Origin of the sequence: Streptomyces sp. NPDC056222 (assembly GCF_042264065.1) — a bacterium.
Taxonomy (GTDB): Bacteria; Actinomycetota; Actinomycetes; order Streptomycetales; family Streptomycetaceae; genus Streptomyces.
On sequence record NZ_JBHJTL010000067.1, the window covers coordinates 25,507 to 46,086 of the forward strand.

A 20,580-nucleotide genomic window follows, 5' to 3' on the forward strand; every position below is an offset into this window, starting at 1 on the left:
CGTGAGATCGTGGTGGTCATGATCGAGTCCTGGGTGATCGATGACGACAGGACTGCCCCTGTGTCGTCCGAAGTGGTGCCGGAGACCCTTCGGGCGAGGATCGACAGCGGGCAGCTTGAGACGTGGCTGACCAGTTCGTCCCGACGATTGCTGGCCTTCGTAACGAACACCGAGCGCGCAATGGTGGTGTTGTTCGATGGGGAGTACGGCGAGCAGCATGCCGTAGATCCAGGAGCGGGCGGATCGAGCGAGGGGTTCGTCCTCTCCAACGGGCAGGACGACGAGTACCCGGACGAGGACGCCGTGCCGATCGGCGAGGCTTTCAGGGTCGTGGAGCACATCGTCAGCACGGGATCCTGGCCTGCGGACGGGCGCTGCGTGGTCGATCGCTGAGCGGGCGGTCGCTGGGCCCAGATGAGGGGGCGACGAGGTGGAGTGCAGTCTGATGGGCGATGGCGAGCTGGTCCGTTCGCATGGCCACGCGCCACTGCTTGAGCCGGTTGATGCATCGCTCCACCGCGTTGCGCTGCCTGCACGCCTCGCGTCGAACGCCGGTGGGCGACCGCCGGCGCGGCGTCGCCGCAGACGGTGACCGACCTGGTCGGACGCTGCGGCGCGGGGTCGCCCTTGGTTCCGGACTGGGCTAGGTGCGGTGGGTGGTTGAGCACTCCGTCGCCTGGCTGCACCAACTCAAACGGCTTCGTATCCGGTGCGAGCGATGCGCCGATCTCCATCAGTTCTTGCTCGCACTGGACTGCAGCCTCATTTGCCTCCGCCGCCGAACCTCATTCTCCAATGATCAGATAAGACCACCCGCCCCGGACATGTGCGGTCCCTGGCAGTGGCCACGGGCTAGCCGGCCCGTGGCCGCACGAAGGCACGACTCAGGTCGATGCGCCTCATGTGGGTGCGTCTCAGGGCAGGCTGTCGAACTTGCCGCTCGTCTGGAGGGCCGAGTCGCCTTCCTGTCTCGTCGGGGGTGTTTGGGCAGTGAGGGTGTGGGCGGGCGTCGCGACTCAACGCTTGCGGCTGGGACTCCACTCGTAAGCCATGGGAGCCGTCTCCACGACTTCACTCGGCCAGGTTTCTCGAACGTGCTCAAGTCGCAGCTGGTGCTCGTGTATCCAGTTGCCTTGCGGCTGGAGCCAAAGCATTGCGGTGAGGCGGTCCGGGTCCTCAACGGTCACGGACAAAGAGCGGTCCTCGTGCATGTGGAAGACAAGGCTCAGTCCACGGTCTCCCCCGATGCTCGCGTCCTTGCCCGGTGCGAGTCGGGTCAGGTCGCGTTCCCAGGTGTCGAGGTCCTGTGGGAACAGGAAGAGCTCAAGCCGGGCGTCGACGAAGTCGGCGGAGGCAAGGACATCGGCCCGCAGGATGTCGTGGCCGGTGAGCACCCCCGGCTGGAAGCGGCCGGTCACTCGGACGACGCAGCGGTTGCCGTCCATGTCTTGCAGGTTGATCAGGTCCACCGTGTCCGGTTCGGTCACTGCCGGCCTCGCTCTCTCGTGCTGCTCCGACATTCATCCTCTCGTATCACTGGCTGGGGTTCCCTGTCTGGCTGGGGCTGGTCTCACGGGGGCGACGGTGCGTCTTTCCAGTTCGGGGTGGATTCTCGGGTCAGCCTGCGGTTTATGAGGTTGATCATTGCGGCGCGGATCACGGCTTCGGAGCGGTGAGGGTGGGCCTCGTTGCCGTGGGCGAGGCAAGGCGGCTTCGCGTCGTGCTGATCTCGCTATGGGACCGAGGGGGGCCAATCTGACGAACAGTGGTCAGTGCTGGAGCTGTTGCTGCCGGTTTCGCGATGCTGGTGAGACTGTCAGTTGGTCGGTGGAGGCTGGCCGATGGGATCCGTGGCGGATGCGGACCGGTGTTCCGTGGGAACTGCTGTCGGGACACGGGCCGCGGTAAACGGTCTACGGGCCTTTCCGTCGCTCGGACCGGCAAGGTTTCGCGGGCGTGGCCTGCTTGACCGGCCGGGCCGCCGCCTGCAGAGTGTTGAGCGACGCTGAAGATGAGCATGAAAGCGACATGCTGGTTGTCGACGGTATGGGATGAAACGACCCCGGCGGCCGTCAGGCCGCCGGGGTCGTCGTGAACACGGTGTCGGCTTCGTGCTCACTCTGTCGCGTGGGTCTCGGTGATGGCGGTCCGGGTGGAGGACTCGTCGACGATGCCCTTCTCCTCGGTGAAGGCGGCGATGAGGGACTGCCAGGCGATGTTGTTGACCGAGCGGGGCAGGCCGCGGCTGGTGAGGTGGATGAGTTCGACGGCGTCGTCGGAGAACAGGGTGTCCTGCCGTCCGGCGATCGTGAGGTGGTGCTTGATGTAGCTGGCGGTCTCCTCCTTGCTCATGGTGGGCATCTGATAGCTGATCGAAATCCGCTGGTCCAGGGCCGCCAGGACGCCGTGCTTCATCCGTTTGCGCAGAGTGGGCTGTCCGATCAGCAACACCGCGAACGGCGTCGTGGAGTCCATGTCGTAGTTGGTGAGCATGCGGATCGCGTCGAGCTCTTGGTGGTCCAGCAGGTGCGACTCATCGATGACGACGGCCGGCGTCCTTCCCCGTTCGTCGACCTCGGCGGCCAGCGCGGCGGATGCCTGGGTGGCGAGAGCGGCCAGGTGGAACTTGGGGGTCCCGCCCAGGCTGGTGACGATGCGGTCATAGAGGCCGCGCATGCCGACCTCGGGGTTGGGCTGGTAGATCACCGTGAACCGGGCCGGGTCGAGCGACGCGACGGCGCCCTTGAGTGCGACCGTTTTCCCGGATCCGACCTCGCCGGTGACCACGCCGATCGCCCGGTTGTTGATGCACCACGCGATGCGGGCGGCGGCTTCCCGGTGGGAGTGGTGCTGATGAAGCATCGAGGGGGCCAGGTTGCGGCCGAAGGGGGCTCGGGTGAACCCGAAATACCCCTGAACGCGGTCGATCATCGCGGTCCCCGCCCGTCGTCCATCAGGGACGAGTAGTTGATGCCCTTGGCGGTGTTCGCCCTGTGCGTCTCGTCGAGGATCTTCAGGTAGTCGATTCCAGTCGGCGGGGCCGGCTCCGATGGTGTCTCCGGCCTCGCCTTCGGATGGGTGTGACGGCCCACCCGGTGCGGGAGGGCTTTGCCCGCTGTCTTCCCCGAGGCCCTCACCTCGATTTCGGTCAGGTCGAACGGGTCGAAGACCAGCTCGACCCTCGTCCCGACCAGCATCGGTTCGACCTCGTAGGTGTTGCCGTGCAGGCTGACCGTCGCGGTCTTCGTCACGGTCCGGAACTCCGACCACAGAAACGCCTCCCGAAGATCAGCGGGGCTGGGCAGCGGCAGCGGCCGGGGAATCGAACCCAGCCACCGTTCGATCGGAGGCTGCCCCGTCTCCGAGTGCACCGTGCGGTGATAGACCGTCTCCACCCACGCGGTGAAAAGCCTGTTCAACTCGGTGAGATGCTCAATCTGGCCGACACGTTGGTCGTCGAGTTCGACCAGGAACTGGTCACGGACGGTGCGGAAAAACCGTTCGATCTTTCCCCTGCCCTGAGGCCGTCCGGGCTTGGAGTGCGTGAGCCTGACGGCCAGGGACGCGCACGCCCGCAAGAGCCACGTGTCCACGAACGCTGACCCGTTGTCGACGTAGATCGACTCCGGGACCCCGCGGGAAGACAGTGCCGGCCGCAGGGCTGCAGCCAGGCGGACGGTGTCCTCGGCGAACCCGAACCGGTGGCCCACGATCGCCCGGCTGTGGTCGTCGATGAACGCGAACAAGTACGTCTTGCGCCCGCCGATCCTCGGTCCGTGGAGGGCGTCCCCGGTCCACAGCTCGTTGCCCCGGGTGGCCTCGAACCGGCCGAACACGCTCTTCTCGCCGCCGGCGCCGGTCAAGCCGGCGTCAGCGAAGTGCCGCTGCAGCGTCCGGTCGGTCGGCGACCAGCCCTGCGTGGTCCGCAAGATCCGCTGGATCTGCGCGGCCGTGCGGGCGGGGTTCTCCTTCTTCAGCGCGGCCGCCAGGTCCAGCACCTCCACCGGCGTCCGCGGGGTGACCTGCCGCTGAGCCGGCACCAGCGCGGGGAAACCGCCCGCGCGGTAGTGGCGAACCCAGCGGTCCAGGGTGCCGCGGGCGACCTTCACCTGCCGGCCGAACGGGTCGGTGTGCTCCTTCGCGGCCAGTTCGCGGGCGAGTTTCCCGCGCTGGCGTGTCGTGAGCTTCGTGTCGATCAAGTCCTGGATCAGGCCGTAGCGGAACAGGCCCACCTGCCGGGCCCGCTCCGCCCGCCGACGGTCCTCGTCCTCACTCGCTGACATAGGCAACCCACCTCGCGTCTCGAACAGAGCCCGCCGCTCAGCCGGCGGACACGATCAAGACTCCCGACACCTCCCGATCCCGCCCAGGGGCGGTCCGTGTTGATCAAATAGCGATAGAAGGCGAGGTCAGGACCCTGCCGCCTATCGCCCTTCCGGCGAACTCCCACCGCGACACCGTGAGCATCTGCGGCCACCTGGCCGAGGCGGCCCGATGGGCGGCCGCGACCGCCGAGACGGCATCGGCGAGCGTCGACGGCGTCGCATCCGGCATCACCGGGTCATCGGCGAGCGCGACCAGGGCGACGGTGAAGTACCGCCGGATGTCATCGGCCCGCCCGGCGAACGCCCGCAGCCAGCCACGGACCGTGCCCTCGGCCAGGCCCAGACGGGCGGCGACCTGGCGGTGCCCCATGCCCAACGCGGCTATCTCCAGCCCGGCCCCGATCACCTCGGCCGCATCCGCCCGCCACGGCCAAGACGCCTCCGCCAGCAGCATGTGCGTGACCATGCAGCCCGGGCAACGAGTACGACGTGGCCGCAGAAACAACCGGGCCCCGAGATCACCCCGGATCTCCCGGGGTCGGCCATGGCCCCACGGCGCCAGGGCCGCCCCGCATGACGGGCAGCTCAGCCGACCTTGCCGCAGCTGCCGTTCCACCAGCAGGATGTCGTTGTCGACGATCAGCACCCGGCAGCCTCCGCAGACCACGATGTGCTCCCGCTCCGAGCACGACGAAGTACCGCCAGCCTGCCCAAACGCCAAAGGATCATGTGCTCAAGGCGTTGCTGGTCGTGAACGCAGGAGGTCAGTGAACGCTCGTGATCCGTGCTCTGGCACGCTGTCCCGGTGGACGATCTCATCGGCACTCAAGTACCTCGTCAGCGACTGACTGATCCGGCCTCCGCGGTCGCAGCTTTGGAGCAGGCGGTCCCCGGCCTTGCCCTCCTCCGACGGACGGCTCCAGCCGGCATCGACTGGGCACTGGTCGAGGAATGCCTGAACACGAGGCTGCCCTCCGACTACAAGCTGCTTGCCAACAGCTACCCGTCCTTGGCCTTCGGCGATTTCCTCGGCGTCGGTTTCCCGAACCCCGGGCAGGAGAGGGCCTGGTCAGAGGACTCCGAAGACCTTGAGATCCTCGCTGAGTGGTGTGCGGATGCAGAGATGTCCATTCCTCTGTTCCCCTTTCCTGCCCCTGGAGGCCTGCTGCCCTGGGCCACGTCGAACCAGGGCGACTACTTCCTCTGGAACACCACAGGGTCTGGTCCCGACGAGTGGACTGTCACCGTGGCTTCACGCAATGGCGGCTGGTGGCACTACACGGGAGGCGCGGTTCAGTTCCTCGCGGACCTGATCAGCGGAGTCTTGGAACTGTGGCAGTTGCCGTCGGTACGGCCTCACGTCGAGACATTCTGAGCGAGCAACCTCTACGACTCGCTCGTGTTCACCGTGTCGTCGCACACGAAGGGACAGTTCGGCACCGGACACAACTACATCCCGTGTGCAACGGGAGTGTCGCCGTCACCCCGCTTCATCACCACGCTGAGAGTCGTCTAACAGCCCGTACCGGGCCGGAAGATCCCGTCACTGCACACCGGTCCGGATTCGGTACAACACCCCGTTGATTACCTGCTGATGATCGCGCCGCCTGCCACAACGGCGATTACTCACGGGCAGCGGCGGCTCAAGCCGCTCCCACTGGGCATCTGCCAGATCACCTCTGCTCCCCATGACGCGCCCAGCGACTCACCGTTCGGCGGACTCGGTACACGGTCGATCCTTTCGGCAGCACCCAGCAGATCGGGGTGCAACCGGCGTCCGGCGCTGAACACTTCGATGCCCGGCAGTCGTCCATCGAAGTCGTAGTCCAGTACTGCCGTGTTGTCCTCGGCCGGTACCTGCCGGACCGCCTCTCCTGGGGCAATCCTGTCGACAAGGTAGATGTACGTCATGTCTGCCGAGGCGTCGTATTCGACCCGCATCGCAGCCTTCCCATCCTTTGCTGACCTGGGGCGTCAGGTCCGGTGTTCAGCGCCGGGCTGCTGCGGCCGCGGCCAGGATGCGGTGCAGGACGGGGACCGGGATCGCCGGATTGGTGACCGCCGCGCATGCCGTGTCGCGGTCGTGCAGCAGCCCGGCGAGGACACGGGCCGGCAGCCGTGGATTGCGCATCGCGGTCCCGCGGACGTGGGCGGCTGGGTCGTTGAGCAGCCGCACCGCGTCGGCCGGTGACAGCCGGGTGTCCTCGGCCGCGCGGCGGCGTACCTCGGCTTCCGGGTCGCGGGCGAGACGTGCGACGTCGGCAGGCGTGGACTGCGGATCGTCCAGGGCAAGGCGGCGCATCCGCCCACTGGGGTCGCCTGCGTAGCGCAGTAGGCGCGTACGGGGGAAGTTGGGGTGGCTGCGCGGGCGGTCGGGGTGAGTGAAGCTGCCGTCCCACCAGCGCCAGACCTCCAGCAGCATCTCGGCCGGCGCGTCATTGCACGATTCGGCGAGGAACAGACGGACCGTCCGGTCCTCGTCCCGCGCCAGACGCTCCACGACGTCCGGTGGAAGATGCCGGGCACGGGCCACGCTTCGGCGGATGAGTGGATGGGACGATACGGCGAGGCGGCGCATCGCGTCGGCGTCGCCGTGCAGGCCCTCGACCCAGGGCAGAGTGCGCGACATCGACGTCGGGTCGAAGTCGTAGCGCACCGCGGCACGCTGCTCCTCGTTGAGGTCGGGCCGCAGCGCCACCGCCGAGCGGATTTCGGCGTATGGGTCCTCCGCCAGGACGGCGACGCTTCGTGCACTGAGCTGCGGGTTGGCGGCCAGCGCTCGACGTACCTCCGCGTCCCCGTCCCGGACCAGCTCCGCCTCCAGCTCGGGCGCGAGACTGCACTGTTCGAGCGCGCGCCGGGGCTGGGGCAGCGCGGCAAAGACTTCCTGCGGCATGGGGACCCCGGTGTGGTGGGCGAGCAGCGCTCCCGTACGCACTGCGTCGTCGGTGTCGGCCAGCAGTCGCTCCCGCAGCGGCGCGGCGAGGTCTTCCCACCGGGCGCAGGCAGTCGCCCGCACCCGGGGATCGGTATCGGCCACGAGGTTGGGGAGGTGGTGTGCGGGGAGCCCCGGGAGTTCGGCGGCCTGAGCGCGGGACGGGCCGGCGAGGAGGTCGTCGTACAGGTCCCCGGGGAGTGCGATGCCCCAGGCGCAGGCATGCTCGGCCCAGAGCACGCGTCGGCTCGGCGACGGTTCGGCGCGGACCAGGCGTACCCACTGATCGGACGTGAGCTTGGGCCGGAAGGTGTCCGCGGGCCTTGAGCGCACCTGCGGATCGGAGTGTGCAACGGCGGCGTCGAGTACGGCGGACCGGTCGCAGCCGTGCAGGAAGTCCACCTCCACATCCAGCAGCCGGATCAGCAGCTCGTCCGGCGCGGCCGGATTCGACCCGATCCCCTCCGCCCAGTGCAAGGGCCATGCCGGCCGGCCGGGCACCGACGCCCACACCTCGGCGCGCTCGACCTCCGTCTCGCGCCCGGCGGCCGCGGCGGCCTCCTCCAGCCGCTCCGGCAGTCGGTCGAGGGCCGTCACCCGAGGCCCGTCCGCGCCGGGCACCTCCGCCAGCAGCACCTGCCCGTCGAGGGAGAGCGCCACGAACCCGGGGCCGCCGGTCAGCCCCGGCACACCGTCGCCGGCGTAGCGGACCCGGGTCCACCAGGAGTCGTTGCCGCCGATCCGATATCCGAGGACAGCCACCAGGAACTCTCCGGTGTCATCTGCAAGGAGGCGCCACCACGCGGCGTCGAGCGCTTCCCGGACCGCGCCGTCCGGCGCTGTGATGCCCCGCGCGATCCGCCAGCCGACCTCCGGCGGGAACAGGCTGCCCGGGCGCATGTCCTCGACGACCGTGAGTCCGGCGCATGGGAGTAGTTCGTGGACTTTCTCACCGTGTTGCACGCGGTCATGATCCCCGCCGAATCACGGTGGGACAAGGTACTCAGCCCAGACGCAACTGGCCCTCACCTGCGTACACGTCATGGGCTGCGATGTTGTTCGGCCCCGCCCGGCTCGATTTGGCGTCACCCGTGCAACAGAGGCTTTCGCTGTCTTCGGCAGAGACCGGGCCATGCTGGCACGGGGCCGCTTCGAGTCGTTATGTCAGGGGCGTTTGACGACGCCGTAGCCACGTCGCGCCTTGACGCCTGGCCGTAGGAGAGGTGGCCGAGAGCCTGCCGATCCCACAGTCGTAGGGGCTGTGGACGGTCACGATGTTCCCCGCGTCCGCGGTCACGTTATTGCCCAGGTTGTGCCCGTGCGAGGTTCATTCCCACCTTGTCCAGCATCTGGCCAAGGAGATGCAGGGCTCGCGCGCGTGTGGGTGCTCTGCGGGAGGTTCCCTTCCAGTGGGTATCTGTGAAGGCCTCAACGGCAGGGAGGGTTTTGTTGTCGTCCTGGGCTGCCAGAACCAGCACGAATCGCACGTAGTCGCCGACGTCGGTGCCCTGCGGATGCTCCTCGATGAGGTTTCGAAGCCGTGACGTCAGGGCGGGCAACGTGCGGGCCGTAGGGAACACCACGGTGAGGCCCGCGAGTGCCAGACGGACCGCCTGGCACTCGGCTGACCACCGTGCCAGTAGGTCTGGGGTGCAGGACTGCACGGCCTTTCGAGCCTGGTTCTCATTGTCTGGATCTGCATGCGGCGGAGTTGTCGGCCAGCAGCCGGCCAGCTTCCGGTCCGCGACGGTGGCGGCGCTGAACAGGAGGCCCACCGCGTCGAACCGCTGCCGGGCGGGCACTCGGTCGTCGACAGCCAGGGCCGCGAGCAGGGCGACGCCGTCAGCGGTGCCCTGCCGACAGGTGTCCTGATGAAGGATCTCGTTGTAGAAGTCGCCGAGGAAGCGTTTGTCGTCCTTCCACCACGGGTCGGCCGTCAGCTCGAACAGCATCGCTGCTTGTGGAGGGTGCGGGCCTTTCAAGCGGTCGGAAATGACGTCCCGGAAGATCCGCCGGATCGGCGGCCCGAAGACACGACCAGTCCTCCAAGCCTCGCGGAGATCGGCGTTGGGCGTGTCGCCCGGCAGATCGTTCCGATCAGGGGTGGTGTGCATGCTCATGGCCATCGCAGCCTACTGCCGCGAAGATCAGCCGGCTTTGACCGCCCCGGCAGTGCCTGCAGGGCTCTTGGGTCGCTTGTTGGGGCGTTAGCTGGGGCCGTTCATGAAGACCTGGTGGCTGGTGTTGATGTCCTGGTCCAGGAGGGACTCCGCGACGACAGGGTTGGGGAAGAGGGGATACCAATCACTGGGCGCCCGGTTGCTGGTGATGATCAGCGAGCGTCCCTGCCGCTCGTAGACGAGTTCGTAGACGTCGTCGGCCTGGGTGGCATTCAGCTGGCGCATCGTGAAGTCGTCGAGGATGGAACAGGGGAGGCCTTCAGACGTCCCCAGGTCGGAAGCCTGTTGAATTGAAGGCATCAAGTCTGTTCGCCAAGTTGGGCCGGACTCTCGCCACCGGCACGCGGAGTGGCATGGTTAGCGACCGGGCGGAGGCTACCGCGACCCCCGCCCGATGCGTCGTACCCACGATGAGATGCCGGCGATCCGTCGGCCGGGCCTTGCTTCGGAGCGGGAGGGGCCCGGACACCTACTGGCCAAATGGTGTTCTTTGTGTGGGTCACGAAGGTGGGGGCTGAGTAGACCGCGACCACGACCCCGACCCCGACCGCGACCCCGACCACGACCGCGTGCTCGGGCCGGGGTCGGGACCTTCCCCAGCCCGGCCCGGCGACGCGGATGAGACCGATGACGGTCTCGGCCTGGGTGCAGTCGTCGCGGTTGCCGGCGGTGACCCCCCGGAAGAACGTCAGGGCCGCGGGCTGACGAGAGACGTGAAACGGTCGTGCGTGGTGCGGAGGCGACTGCTACGGTCGTCCGCATGTGTTCCGTCATCCACAACTGGCAGGCCCTGCGCACCCGGTCGACGCGCTGACCGTGGTGTCGGCCGTCGCCGACACCAGGTCTCACGTCCACCGTTCACCTCAGGATGACGAGGATCTTCACCATGCGCGCAGACTCGCGCCCCACTTTCGTATTCGTTCACGGCGGCTCCAGCAACGCCCGGGCCTGGGGCCCGTTGCAGAACGAGCTGGCCTTGCTCGGGTACCGTTCGCACGCCGTCGACCTGCCCGGTCACGGCGACCTCGCCGATAGCCCTGCCGCCTACTACCGGCAGCCCCAGGACGTCACGGCACTCGCCGCCGCGCCTTCCGCGCTGCGCGGTGTCACGTTGAAGGACAACGTGGGCCACGTGCTGGACACTCTGCGGCGGCTCGCCGCGTCGGGGCCGATCGTCCTGGTCGGCAACAGCCTCGGCGGTCTTACGATCAGTGCCGTCGCCAACGCCGCACCGGAGCTGCTCGACCGGGTGGTCTACCTTTCCGCGCTCTGCGTCAGCGATCCGGCCATGCTCACCGATGCGTGGGACGTGGTCGACGACAACCTGCTGGACGCCGCAGTGGCCCGGATCGCCGTGCCGGGCGTACGCGATCCTGGCGTGGTTCGGCTGAACTGGCGGGCCGCCCACGCCGATCCGGACGTGTTCGCCGAGTTGAAGGCCGCTGTCATGGCCGACTCGACGGACCACCAGTTCCGGCTGCTGCTCGACTCCCTTGACCCGGACGAGACCTACTCGGCGATGGAGCCGGGTGCGTTGGTCCGGGCCGACGCGTGGGGGCGGGTGCCGCACACGTACGTCCGGCTTTCCGCCGATCGAAGCCTTCCCCTGGCGGTCCAGGACCACATGATCCGCACGGCGGACGCGCTGACCCCGCACCATCCCTTCGACGTGCACACCCTCGCGGCCTCGCACGTCGGCTACTTCAGCCGGCCGCGGGTCTTCGCGGAGCTCCTGACGAGTCTCGTCTGAGGCGCCTCCGCACCCCGGGCGACCGGGGTGCGGTCCCGGCCGTCTGTCCCGCCGCTGGGACCCGGGAGAGCAGCCGGGGGCCTGGCCGTGCAGCGGGACCGGTGCGCGTGAGTCTCCGCACCATGATGCCGACAATTGCCCAACGGATCACGATTTCCGAGTGAGCCGAGCCGGCTTCGTGGCCGCGGCCAGACGACGGTGGGCGGTGTGCCACGAGAAGGTGCATTCCAGTCGAAGCCTTGGAGGTCGGGCGCGCCGGCGGAGCGGACGGTCACGAGCGCGTCGGCGTCGCGGATGGCGGCGAGCTGCTTCTCGACCCCGGGTCGTCCGACCAGGGCGTTCTGCCCTTCCTCAGGTACGTTCACCGCTGTGGGGCAGCCCCCGGGCAACCTCCACAGGGGGCACGTCGTGGTTCAAGCCTCGTTGCGGGGCCGGGTCAGCCACAGACCGACTGCGGAGCCGAAGAGGAGCACTCCGGTACAGACGCTCCCGGCGACCTGGAGGCCGCCGGTCCAGCCTGCGAAGGTGCTGATGAAGACGTTGGCCAGAACGCTCGCGGCGAGCAGTAGCCAGAGAAGGGCGCGCATGGGATGCCTCCGTGGGGTGGGTTCTCGAGCGGTCATCGGGTGGTCCCGAGGACTCTTCGATCCTCGACTCTGCAGGGCATGCGCACAGCGGGGCCCACCCCCGAGGCGATGGTGTAGCCCGCTACACCGTCCTTCCGCGGGGCCGCCGCCTACCCTGGCATCATGCGCGAGGCGATCAAGGAAGCAGTCCGGGCGTGGCTCCACCTCACGATCGGGGCCGCGATCTCCCTCCTCTGCCTCCTGATGGTGGCCGTCGTCGCCCCTTTCAGCATCTTCCTGGCCCTCACGGTCGTCGGCGCCGGTGCGCTTCCCGAGAGCGTGTTGCTACTGCGCCGTCTCGCCGGCTGGGAGCGGCGCCGTACGGCCGAGTGGACCGGGACGCCCGTTCCCGAGGGGTACCTGCCGCTCGAAGGTCCCCTCCCCGCGCGTGTGCGGACCGCGGTCACCGACCCGGGCACCCTGCGGGACCTGATCTGGGCCGTCGCGCAATTTCTCTACGGCTTGCTGCTCTGGTTCGTCTCGCTCGTGCTGTGGGTGCCCGCGCTGCTGGTCGACGGCGTGTGGACGGGGCTGGCGGGGCGGCGGCCGGTGGTCCTGCCGCTGTTCGGCCGGCTCACCGGCCTGGCGGCCGACTGGTCGCGCGCGCTGCTGACGCCGACCCCGTCGGCGGCCCGGGACGCGGCCCTCGCCGCCCGCATCGAGCAGCTCACCGCCACGCGGGCGGGCGCGATCGCCGCGCACGGCGCCGAGCTGCGCCGGATCGAGCGCGACCTCCATGATGGCGCGCAGGCCCACCTGGTGGCGCTCTCCATGCGGATTGGGCTGGCCAGGCGGGCATACGACTCCGATCCCGCGACCGCGCGCAAACTCCTCGACGACGCTCAGACGCAGGCCGAGGATGCGCTGGCCGAGCTGCGGCACGTGGTGAGGGGCATCCACCCGCCGATCCTCACCGACCGCGGCCTGACCGGAGCCGTACGGGCCCTGGCCGCGAGCAGCGGCCTGGAGGTGGCGGTGTCGGTGACCGGTCTGGGGGACCGCGCAGGGGAAGGCCCCCGCGCCCCTGCCGCCGTCGAGGCTGCCGCGTACTTCGTGGTCGCCGAGGCGCTCACCAATGCCGTCAAGCACAGTGGCGCCGCCCGCGCCTCCGTCTCCCTCACGCGCGAACCGCGCGCCCTAAGCGTGCGCGTGCGGGACGAGGGCCGCGGCGGGGCAGAGGCGGGCGAGAACAGCGGCTCCGGCCTGGCGGGCATACGCCGCCGAGTTGCCGCGCTCGACGGAACCGTACGACTGACCAGCCCCGCAGGGGGCCCGACCGTGATCGAAGTGGAGCTTCCGTGCGTGTGGTGATCGCCGAGGACAACGCCCTCCTACGGGAGGGGTTGGTGCTGCTGCTGACCTCCTCCGGCCATGAGGTCGCCGGGGTCGCGGCCACCGGCCCTGAGATTCTACCGCTGCTTCTGGAGCACCGCCCGGACGTGGCCGTGCTCGACGTGCGGCTGCCTCCGGGCTTCCGCGACGAAGGGCTGCGGGCGGCGCTCGCGGCCCGCGAACAGCTCCCGGAGCTGCCGGTGCTCGTCCTCTCCCAGTACGTGGAGGAGACGTACGCCGTCGAGCTCCTCGGCGGCGGAGCCCGGGGCGTCGGCTATCTCCTGAAGGACCGGGTCGGACGGGTCGACGAATTCCTGGACGCCCTGGAGCGGGTCGCCTCCGGTGGTACGGCCCTGGACCCGGAGGTCGTGACCGAACTACTCGCACGCCGCCGCGACGACCCGCTGGACTCCCTCACGCCCCGGGAACGCGAGGTCCTTGAACTCATGGCTCAGGGCCACGACAACGCCACGATCGCCCGCTCGATGGTGATCACCGAGCGGGCCGTTCATAAGCACATCGGCAATGTCTTCCTGAAGCTCGGCCTGCCGCCGAGCGACAGCGGCGGCCACCGGCGGGTCCTCGCCGTCCTCGCCTACCTCAAGGCCTGAGCCGCCGCTCGGATGGGCTCAGGCCCTCAGCCGCCGTCCCGGGGCCGGCAGGAACACGCCCGCGACCACCGTGACCACCACCGCCCCGGCGATCAGCCCGCCCAGCGCGGGCGGCAGGTACGGAAGCCCGCCTGTCAGCGACCAGGTGAAGGCGGTCAGCGGCAGAGCGGCCACCACGACTCCGACGATCAGGCCCGTGGCGGTCAGGAAACCCGCCTCCAGGCCGAGCATCCGGCGCAGCTGACCGGCCGAGGCGCCCACCTGGCCCAGGAGGTGGAGTTCGCCGCGCCGCCCGGCCCCGATCATGGTGAGGGTGCTGAGGACGGAGAGGAGGGTGAGCCCCCCGATCGCGGCGACGATCCCACCGGACACGATCCCGTTCAGCTCGGCCCCAGGCGGCGTCACCTGCTCGGGCGCGACGGGACTGCCGACGGGAGGGCCGGAGCGACCCTCCTCCATGGCGGCGAGTACGCGCACAGGGTACGGATCGCTCATGTGCGGGGTCAGTTCGGCCTTTGGCAGGAGGAACTCACCGAGGGCGAGTGAGCGTTCGTACACGGCCACGACCCTCAGCCGCTTCTGCACGCCGTCCCCGAGGCGCAGCTCCACCGTGGAACCGGGCTTCACGCCCAGGGACTTGGCCATGTCCGCGCCGACCGCGACCGTGCCCGTCGTGAGTCCGGCCAGGTCGCCGGCGACGACGCCCGGGTCGAGCGTGCCCGCCAGGCCCGCAGCGTCCACGCCGAGGACCGGAAGCCGGTCGAGGCGCGGTGAACCGGCCTCCGTCCGGGCCAGGACGACCGTCGAACGCAGCACGTCCGTGGCCGTGCCGACCCCCGGCAGCTTCCGTACCTGCTCCGCCGTCATGCCGGATACCGAGAGATCCGCTGTCGTCGCGGCCTGCGCCTGCGCGACGGCGGCCCGCTCCATCGTCGTGCCCGCAGAGAGCTGCACGAGCGCGAAGGCGGTGACGAGGACGACCGGCACGAGTGCCGCCCCCAGGCGGCGCGAGTGCGCGCTCGCACCGGCGGCCGTGAGCCGTCCGGGCGCGCCGCCGAACCGGCGGAACGGCCGGTCGAAGACCTTCATCGCGGCCCCCGCGATCCACGGCCCGAGCACCGCGCACCCGGCGACCAGCGTCACCGTGGCCGCCCCGGCAGCGGCGGCGGCCGCGTCACCGCCCTGGAAGGTGGCCGCACCGGCCGACGCGACACCCAGCAGGACCAGCACGATCCCGCTGACGCGCCGCGCGCCTCCCTTCCCCCGACGCCCGGGCCGACGGGTCGCGAAGAGGACGACGAGCCGGGTCAGTCCCACCACGACGGCGGCGACGAGGAGAAGGGAGGCGAACAGCCAGGGTGGAGCCGGGAGTTCGAGACCCTCAGGGACGACTCCGACACGGGCCCGCAGCGCCGACCACAGCATCGGGAACGCCGGTACGGCCGTGCCCGCGCCGAGCAGCGCCGCCGCACCCGCCACCCGGGTCACCTCACGGCCGGCCGCACCCCGCACCTGACGGGGCGACGCACCCACCGAGAGCAGCAGGTCCCGCTCGGCGGCGCGCTGCTGGAGCGCCTGCGCGACGAGCGAGGCGAGGACCAGGACGGCGACCAGAACGACCGTCCCGGATACGGCGGCGAGGAGCTGGAGGAGCTCCGCGCGCGCGGGCGCCGCGGCAAGGTGCTCGGCACCGCCGCGGTCGTCGCCGGTGAGAGCCCGGAGCGGCTGCCCCGATGCGGTGTCCTTGAGCCCGGCATCGTCCAGAGCAGCCTGTACGCGTGCGTGGAGGGTGTCCACGGGTACACCGGGCTGGGCGAGCACCCCGATGGCGTCGACGGCACCCGGATGCCCGGCGAGTTTCCGTGCCTCCACCGCCGTGACGTACAGCGTGGCGGGCCCGTCGGCGACGCCGACAACCTTGCGCCCAGCGACCGTGTCCCCGACCCGCGCCTCGGCACCGGACCCCATGACCACCTCTCCGGCCTGGACGGGCTCCCGCCCGTCAATCAGCCGGTACGGGGCGAGCTGGGCCGCCTCCCAGGACCGCCCGATGTAGGTCTGGGCCTCCGCACCCGCATCAGCGCCCGCCGCCGGCTCCCGTACGACGAAGGCGGGGTCCGGCACCGCGGCCCGCACCCCCGGGACGGCCCGCACCACGTCGGCAGCTGCGCTCGGAATCCGTACCCGCTCGGTCAGACCCGCTGTCTTCGTCTCCGGCTCGCTTCCCCACGGCTTCTTCGTCCAGCGGACCTCCTGGTCGCCGGCGACGACGACGGGCGCCGCCGCGTACCGCTCCACGCGCGCGTGGCCGAGCCCGGCCGAGCCGAGGGCGAGGGCGAGGGCGCCGAGCAGCGCGGAGGTGACGGCGACGGCGGCGAACACCGCCACCCACGCCTTCCGGTGCGTCCGCAGGGACCGGGCCGAGAGCAACCGGACCGCGGGGTTCACCAGCGGCTTCATCGAGCCACCGCCACACGGCGCTGCCCGGCGTCGACGTGACCGCCAAGCACTTCCCGAATCTCGGACTCGTCCGGAGCGTCAAGCCGCCCGACGAGCCGGCCCCGGTCGAGGAACACAGCCTCGTCCGTCCAGGCGGCGGCCACCGGGTCGTGGGTCACGAGGACGACCGTGGTCCCCCGCTCGTCGACCGCGCGCCGCAGCAGGGCGAGGACTCCGGCCGCCGTGACCGGGTCGAGCGCGGCGGTCGGCTCGTCGGCGAAGACGACCTCCGGTTCGTTGACCAGGGCGCGAGCGATCGCCACCCGCTGGCGCTGACCACCCGACAGGTTCTCCGGCCTGTCCTCGGACCGGTCGGCGAGCCCGACAGCCCCGAGACCGGCGAGCGCGCGGGCGTCGAGATCCCGACCTTCGCGGGCGCCGGCGAGGAGCAGCGGAAGGGTTACGTTCTCCCGCACGTTGAGGGCCGAGACGAGGTTCAGCGACTGGAAGACAAAGCCGATCCGGTCCCTCCGGAGCCGGGTGAGACCGGCCGCCTTCAGCGTGGCGAGGTCGGTGCCCCCGATCCGTACTGTTCCGGTCGTCGGCCGCTCGAGTCCCGCCGCGCACCGCAGCAGGGTGGACTTGCCAGAACCCGACTGCCCCATCACCGCCACGAACCGGCCGCGCGGCACGACCAGAGTCACCCCGTCCAGCGCAGTGGCCCCGCGTCCGTACGTCCGGCTCACCTGGTCAAGGGTGAGGGCGGCATCCAGGGCATGAGTGGCACCGCTCTCCGTCACTGTGGTCGTAGTCATGCCGACAACGCTAGAAAGGCGCAGGTCAGGGCGGTAGGGGGCTGGCTTCCGGCTTGGGGGTGGAGCTAGCTCCACCCCCACCGGGGGAGTGGGCCGAGCGGGGTGCCCTCGTCGTCGTGCGGGGGCGCTTCAGCCCTCTTCCAGGTGATCAAACAGAGGTATCCGAAGTCGAGCACGATCTTCACGACCTCATGTCGGTACTGCCTGGGCAGGCGCTTTCAGCGCCCCGACCGTTGCCGCTGCGATGATCGAACGGCTCCTGCACCGTGCTGCCGTGGTCGGCATCGACGGACCGTCCTGCCGTCTCCGCTCGCACCAGTCCCACGCCGACAACCTCCGCGAAGGGTGATCGGACGTGCTGGTTGAATTCCGGGAGTGCCCCATCTGCTGGACGTCATTCCAGGTCAAGCGCAATGCGGCCCGCCCTCCGCCATCCTCTTCAGGGGTGGGACAACATGCACTCCAAAGCCGGAGGTTGCCGGCTACGCCGCAGCCGGCAAGGTGCCCTGGACGGGGCTGCCGAAGACGTCGTCGAATCGCAGGTCACACTCTGGACGGTCACGGGAATGGCGACAGCTTCTTGGTCGTCCCGCTCGTCGGCCTGCTTTGCAGATCGGCGTGATCGTTCAGGGAAAAAGAGCCGTGCTGTCGGCGGCAGAGGTGACACCATGCGGTGTCATGGCAGATGAGAGCACCAGTACGTTTCAGGCGGGCCAGACGGGGCTCATCGTCCGGATCCCCGAGGCGGAGCCGGCCGTCCGCGGGTGGCGTGAACGGCTCGATCCCTCGGCGCGTGCCGGGGTTCCAGCCCACGTCACGGTGCTCTTCCCGTTCCTTGACGAGAGCCGAATAGATGCGCTCGTCCACTCCGCTCTCGCGGACGTGCTGGGCGGCCACCAGGCCTTTGACCTGCGGTTCGAGCGGTGTGGACGGCTCCCGGAAGTGCTGTATCTCGTCCCCGGGCCTGACACGCAGTTGCGGAAGCTCACGGAGGCGATCGCTGATCGTTGGCCTGAGGCTCCGCCGTATGGTGGCCGGTTTGCCGATATCGTGCCGCACCTGACCATCGCTCAAGGCCAGGACGACGCCGTCCTGGAGGAGATCGAGGCCGACGTTGCAGGCAAGCTCCCGTTCACGTCTCACGTCACGTCGGTTGAACTCATCGTGCACGACGGCGTGAAGTGGCAAGAACGAGCGTCGTTCGCACTCGGAGAACGCACCGGGTCATGAAGCTTGGGCTGGTCCGCTGCCCTCTGGTGCAGCGGACCAGGAGAAGCATCCCGATGCTGCCCTGGCACGAACCCTGCTGACTTCAAAGCTCGTGAACACCACCCGACGGTGTATCTGGGCGCCTCTCAAACCCGTGAACAACTGACTTCACAACCCGTGAACAAAGCCAGGCCACACCCGGCCGGCCGACGGAGCCCCTCGCGTTCTCAGTTGTGGCCGCTACCGGTCCCCGCCGCACGCAGCCCCTGCCGTGGCAGGACTGGCTCACGAATGACCTGGCGAGTGGGGTCCAAACGTCCGACGTGCACGACCTGATCCACGGCATCCCGACTCCCCAACTCCGTGCCGATCTCGCCAACGGCCCCAAGCACTCCAATCTGGACCCAATCCTGTCGCGTAGACCGGTGACCACTCCACGACGGTCGCGCAGAACGGCGTCGTCGTATTCGTCGGCACGGGTACCTCAGCACACAGCTTCCGCACAACATCCGCCGGCACGGTGGAAGCGACACGTTGCCTCCGCCACCAGGCGCGGTCTCGCGGCCCGCGGTTGTCCGTGCCCGTCCGTGCACGAATCTGCTGCGGTCAGCCAACCGGCACGGTGTCGCGGGAGCGGACCAGCGCCCGGCGCCCGAGGACGATGGCGGCCACCCCCAACGGGATGGCCGCGATGGCTCCGACGAGCCCGTTGCCGGTTCCGGGACCCCCGCTGGACGTGGCCAGGTGCAGCACCCCGAGGAGCGTGCCGAGCAGCCCCACCGTCATGGACGTAATGGCGCCGGTGCGCGCATTGCCGGTGTGGATACGGCCGGCGGCGCGGGCCAACGCCAGCCAGCCGATGGCCACGCCGACCGCCCCCACCCCAAGGGCCAGGTTGGCCCCGGTCCGCCCGTCGCCGATGACCCCGCCCTCGGCAGCCGCCATCCAAACGTCTGATGCGTTCATGCCTCTCACCTTCTTCTCGCAGGCCTTCCAAGATTTCGCTCTGCCTTCAGCATGTCTGCCGACCGCACGGCCGGGCGTCCCGCAGACGCAGGCACTTTGCGCTGCCGCCGCTGCCGCAGACACCTGCTGCGGGTGCGGCAGAAGCCGCACGGATACTGCGGCCGCAGTAGACAGCCGCTCGTCCACGAGCGGGACGTGCCCGCACCGGCACCCCGGTTAAGGTGCACGCATGGAGAAAGGACGGTTCGGCGTCCCGGCCGTTGTCGGAGACTGGGCGATCGCACTCAGTGTGGCGGCACTGCTGCTGGGCACCGGGCTGTCCGGCGACCACCCCGGCACGGACCCCAATGTGCTCGGCTACGCGCTACTGACGGCCGGTGGCCTCGCACTGGCCGCGCGTCGCCGCACTCCGCTGACCGTCCTGGCCGTCACCGGACTGTGTGCGGTGGGGTATCAGGCGGCGGGTTTCGATGTGCTCGCCGTCTCGTACCTGGTCGCGGTGTACGGCGCGGTTCGGGCCGGGCACCGCGCCGTCACGGTGGCGGCGTCCGTGAGCATGCTGATCGTTCTTCCCCTCACTGCCCTGTTCTTCCACGACGGGCCCGCGGGCGAGGCGTTGACGCAGGCCCGACACGTCCTCGAGATTGCCTGGCTGATCGCCGCGTTCGCCGCGGGTGAGGCGCTGCGGCAGGCCGAGCAACGGGCGGACGAAGCCGAGCGCACACGGGAGGAGACCGCGCGGCGCCGTGCGGATGAGGAGCGGCTGCACATCGCGCGCGAGCTGCATGATTCGCTCACCCACCAGATCTCGATCATCAAGGTGCAGTCGGAAGTCGCCGTCCACGTGGCCCGCAGGCGGGGTGAACAGGTACCCGAGGCCCTGCTCGCGATCCAGGAGGCCGGACGTGAGGCGACCCGGGAGCTGCGCGCGACCCTAGAGGCGCTGCGCGATGACGACATCACCCCGCCCCGAGGCCTCGACCACATTCCGGAGCTGGTGGAACAGGCGAGCAGGGCAGGCCTCGAGGCGACGCTGACGATCGAGGGACAGCGGACCGACGTGCCGGCGGCGGTGGGCCGGACTGCTTACCGGATCGTTCAGGAATCACTGACCAACATCGCCCGTCACGCCTCCGCGGCGACCGCGTCGGTCCGCATCGTCTACCGGGCCGACTCACTGGCCATCCAGGTCGATGACGACGGCAAGGCCACGCCGGCCACAGTGCCGAAGCCCGGCCTGGGGCTGCTCGGCATGCGCGAACGCGTCACCGCCCTCGGTGGCCGGCTGCGCGCGCAGCCAGCCACCCCGGGCGGGGTCACCGGCCCGGCCCAACGCCCCCGGGGACCCGCGGGCAGATCCGGGTCCGGCACGGCCACCACCAGCCCCACAAT

Annotated in this window: 21 protein-coding genes and 2 pseudogenes; 8 read left to right on the plus strand and 15 right to left on the minus strand. The window is 69.7% G+C overall.

Annotation, left to right across the window (positions count from 1 at the left end):
* Window positions 1-18: 18 nt before the first annotated feature.
* The gene (locus ACFC0D_RS26780; RefSeq protein WP_376440871.1) at window positions 19-393 is read left to right on the plus strand and encodes a hypothetical protein; all 375 of its coding nucleotides are present in this window, start codon (window positions 19-21) and stop codon (window positions 391-393) included.
* Here the strand turns inward: ACFC0D_RS26780 and ACFC0D_RS26785 are convergent.
* From ACFC0D_RS26785 to ACFC0D_RS26810, 6 genes and pseudogenes are all read right to left on the minus strand, one after another.
* Window positions 354-606 (minus strand): annotated as a pseudogene (locus tag ACFC0D_RS26785) (IS5/IS1182 family transposase); the annotation flags it as partial. The gene ACFC0D_RS26780 and the pseudogene ACFC0D_RS26785 sit on opposite strands and share 40 nt — an antisense overlap.
* A gap of 410 nt (window positions 607-1,016) precedes the next feature.
* The gene (locus ACFC0D_RS26790) at window positions 1,017-1,487 is read right to left on the minus strand and encodes a DUF5959 family protein (RefSeq protein ID WP_376440874.1); all 471 of its coding nucleotides are present in this window, start codon (window positions 1,485-1,487) and stop codon (window positions 1,017-1,019) included.
* Between the two features lie 83 nt (window positions 1,488-1,570).
* A pseudogene (locus ACFC0D_RS26795) lies at window positions 1,571-1,702 on the minus strand (IS5/IS1182 family transposase); the annotation flags it as partial.
* 413 nt (window positions 1,703-2,115) lie between these two features.
* The gene (locus ACFC0D_RS26800) at window positions 2,116-2,931 is read right to left on the minus strand and encodes an ExeA family protein (RefSeq protein WP_376440877.1); all 816 of its coding nucleotides are present in this window, start codon (window positions 2,929-2,931) and stop codon (window positions 2,116-2,118) included.
* Window positions 2,928-4,283, minus strand: a complete 1,356-nt coding sequence (locus tag ACFC0D_RS26805; RefSeq protein WP_376440879.1) for a DDE-type integrase/transposase/recombinase — start codon at window positions 4,281-4,283, stop codon at window positions 2,928-2,930. Before ACFC0D_RS26805 ends, ACFC0D_RS26800 begins: the two co-directional genes overlap by 4 nt.
* A 103-nt stretch (window positions 4,284-4,386) precedes the next feature.
* Window positions 4,387-4,971, minus strand: coding sequence for a hypothetical protein (locus ACFC0D_RS26810; RefSeq protein WP_376440881.1), 585 nt, complete (start codon window positions 4,969-4,971; stop codon window positions 4,387-4,389).
* Window positions 4,972-5,130: 159 nt separating this feature from the next.
* Here ACFC0D_RS26810 and ACFC0D_RS26815 point away from each other — a divergent pair, with 159 nt between their 5' ends.
* On the plus strand, window positions 5,131-5,700 hold the full coding sequence (locus tag ACFC0D_RS26815) for an SMI1/KNR4 family protein (protein ID WP_376440884.1): 570 nt from the start codon (window positions 5,131-5,133) through the stop codon (window positions 5,698-5,700).
* A 168-nt stretch (window positions 5,701-5,868) separates the two neighbouring features.
* On the opposite strand, the gene ACFC0D_RS26820 is transcribed toward ACFC0D_RS26815, so the two are convergent.
* From ACFC0D_RS26820 to ACFC0D_RS26840, 5 genes are all read right to left on the minus strand, one after another.
* Window positions 5,869-6,015: a transposase gene (locus tag ACFC0D_RS26820; protein ID WP_376440887.1), complete on the minus strand. Its 147-nt coding sequence runs from the start codon at window positions 6,013-6,015 to the stop codon at window positions 5,869-5,871.
* Window positions 5,952-6,266 (minus strand): DUF2283 domain-containing protein, encoded by a 315-nt coding sequence (locus ACFC0D_RS26825; RefSeq protein ID WP_376440890.1) that lies wholly within the window; start codon window positions 6,264-6,266, stop codon window positions 5,952-5,954. Before ACFC0D_RS26825 ends, ACFC0D_RS26820 begins: the two co-directional genes overlap by 64 nt.
* Window positions 6,267-6,312: 46 nt before the next feature.
* Window positions 6,313-8,223, minus strand: coding sequence for a hypothetical protein (locus ACFC0D_RS26830; protein ID WP_376440892.1), 1,911 nt, complete (start codon window positions 8,221-8,223; stop codon window positions 6,313-6,315).
* Window positions 8,224-8,558: 335 nt separating this feature from the next.
* Window positions 8,559-9,380, minus strand: a complete 822-nt coding sequence (locus tag ACFC0D_RS26835; protein ID WP_376440895.1) for a hypothetical protein — start codon at window positions 9,378-9,380, stop codon at window positions 8,559-8,561.
* A gap of 87 nt (window positions 9,381-9,467) precedes the next feature.
* Window positions 9,468-9,740: an ATP-binding protein gene (locus ACFC0D_RS26840; protein ID WP_376440897.1), complete on the minus strand. Its 273-nt coding sequence runs from the start codon at window positions 9,738-9,740 to the stop codon at window positions 9,468-9,470.
* A gap of 586 nt (window positions 9,741-10,326) precedes the next feature.
* Here ACFC0D_RS26840 and ACFC0D_RS26845 point away from each other — a divergent pair.
* Entirely contained in the window at window positions 10,327-11,190 is an 864-nt protein-coding gene (locus ACFC0D_RS26845; protein ID WP_376440900.1) for an alpha/beta hydrolase, read from the plus strand.
* Between the two features lie 413 nt (window positions 11,191-11,603).
* Here ACFC0D_RS26845 and ACFC0D_RS26850 read toward each other — a convergent pair whose 3' ends face one another.
* Entirely contained in the window at window positions 11,604-11,777 is a 174-nt protein-coding gene (locus ACFC0D_RS26850; RefSeq protein ID WP_376440902.1) for a hypothetical protein, read from the minus strand.
* Window positions 11,778-11,939: 162 nt separating this feature from the next.
* On the opposite strand from ACFC0D_RS26850, the gene ACFC0D_RS26855 reads away from it, so the two are divergent.
* On the plus strand, window positions 11,940-13,127 hold the full coding sequence (locus ACFC0D_RS26855; protein ID WP_376440904.1) for a sensor histidine kinase: 1,188 nt from the start codon (window positions 11,940-11,942) through the stop codon (window positions 13,125-13,127).
* A complete protein-coding gene (locus ACFC0D_RS26860; RefSeq protein ID WP_376440907.1) occupies window positions 13,115-13,759 on the plus strand; it encodes a LuxR C-terminal-related transcriptional regulator in 645 nt (214 codons plus the stop codon). The genes ACFC0D_RS26855 and ACFC0D_RS26860 overlap by 13 nt, the downstream gene beginning before the upstream one ends.
* An 18-nt stretch (window positions 13,760-13,777) precedes the next feature.
* Here the strand turns inward: ACFC0D_RS26860 and ACFC0D_RS26865 are convergent, their stop codons facing one another.
* Both ACFC0D_RS26865 and ACFC0D_RS26870 read right to left on the minus strand, forming a co-directional pair.
* Window positions 13,778-16,219: an FtsX-like permease family protein gene (locus ACFC0D_RS26865; RefSeq protein WP_376440909.1), complete on the minus strand. Its 2,442-nt coding sequence runs from the start codon at window positions 16,217-16,219 to the stop codon at window positions 13,778-13,780.
* Entirely contained in the window at window positions 16,216-17,013 is a 798-nt protein-coding gene (locus ACFC0D_RS26870) for an ABC transporter ATP-binding protein (RefSeq protein WP_376440912.1), read from the minus strand. Before ACFC0D_RS26870 ends, ACFC0D_RS26865 begins: the two co-directional genes overlap by 4 nt.
* Window positions 17,014-17,257: 244 nt before the next feature.
* Between ACFC0D_RS26870 and ACFC0D_RS26875 the strand changes: the two genes are divergently transcribed.
* Both ACFC0D_RS26875 and ACFC0D_RS26880 read left to right on the plus strand, forming a co-directional pair.
* The gene (locus ACFC0D_RS26875) at window positions 17,258-17,362 is read left to right on the plus strand and encodes a hypothetical protein (RefSeq protein WP_376440914.1); all 105 of its coding nucleotides are present in this window, start codon (window positions 17,258-17,260) and stop codon (window positions 17,360-17,362) included.
* A gap of 329 nt (window positions 17,363-17,691) precedes the next feature.
* Window positions 17,692-18,243, plus strand: a complete 552-nt coding sequence (locus ACFC0D_RS26880; protein WP_376440916.1) for a 2'-5' RNA ligase family protein — start codon at window positions 17,692-17,694, stop codon at window positions 18,241-18,243.
* 585 nt (window positions 18,244-18,828) lie between these two features.
* Here the strand turns inward: ACFC0D_RS26880 and ACFC0D_RS26885 are convergent.
* On the minus strand, window positions 18,829-19,188 hold the full coding sequence (locus ACFC0D_RS26885; RefSeq protein WP_376440919.1) for a DUF6223 family protein: 360 nt from the start codon (window positions 19,186-19,188) through the stop codon (window positions 18,829-18,831).
* 229 nt (window positions 19,189-19,417) lie between these two features.
* On the opposite strand from ACFC0D_RS26885, the gene ACFC0D_RS26890 reads away from it, so the two are divergent.
* The coding region (locus tag ACFC0D_RS26890; RefSeq protein ID WP_376440921.1) for a sensor histidine kinase at window positions 19,418-20,580 on the plus strand (1,163 nt) is incomplete at its 3' end.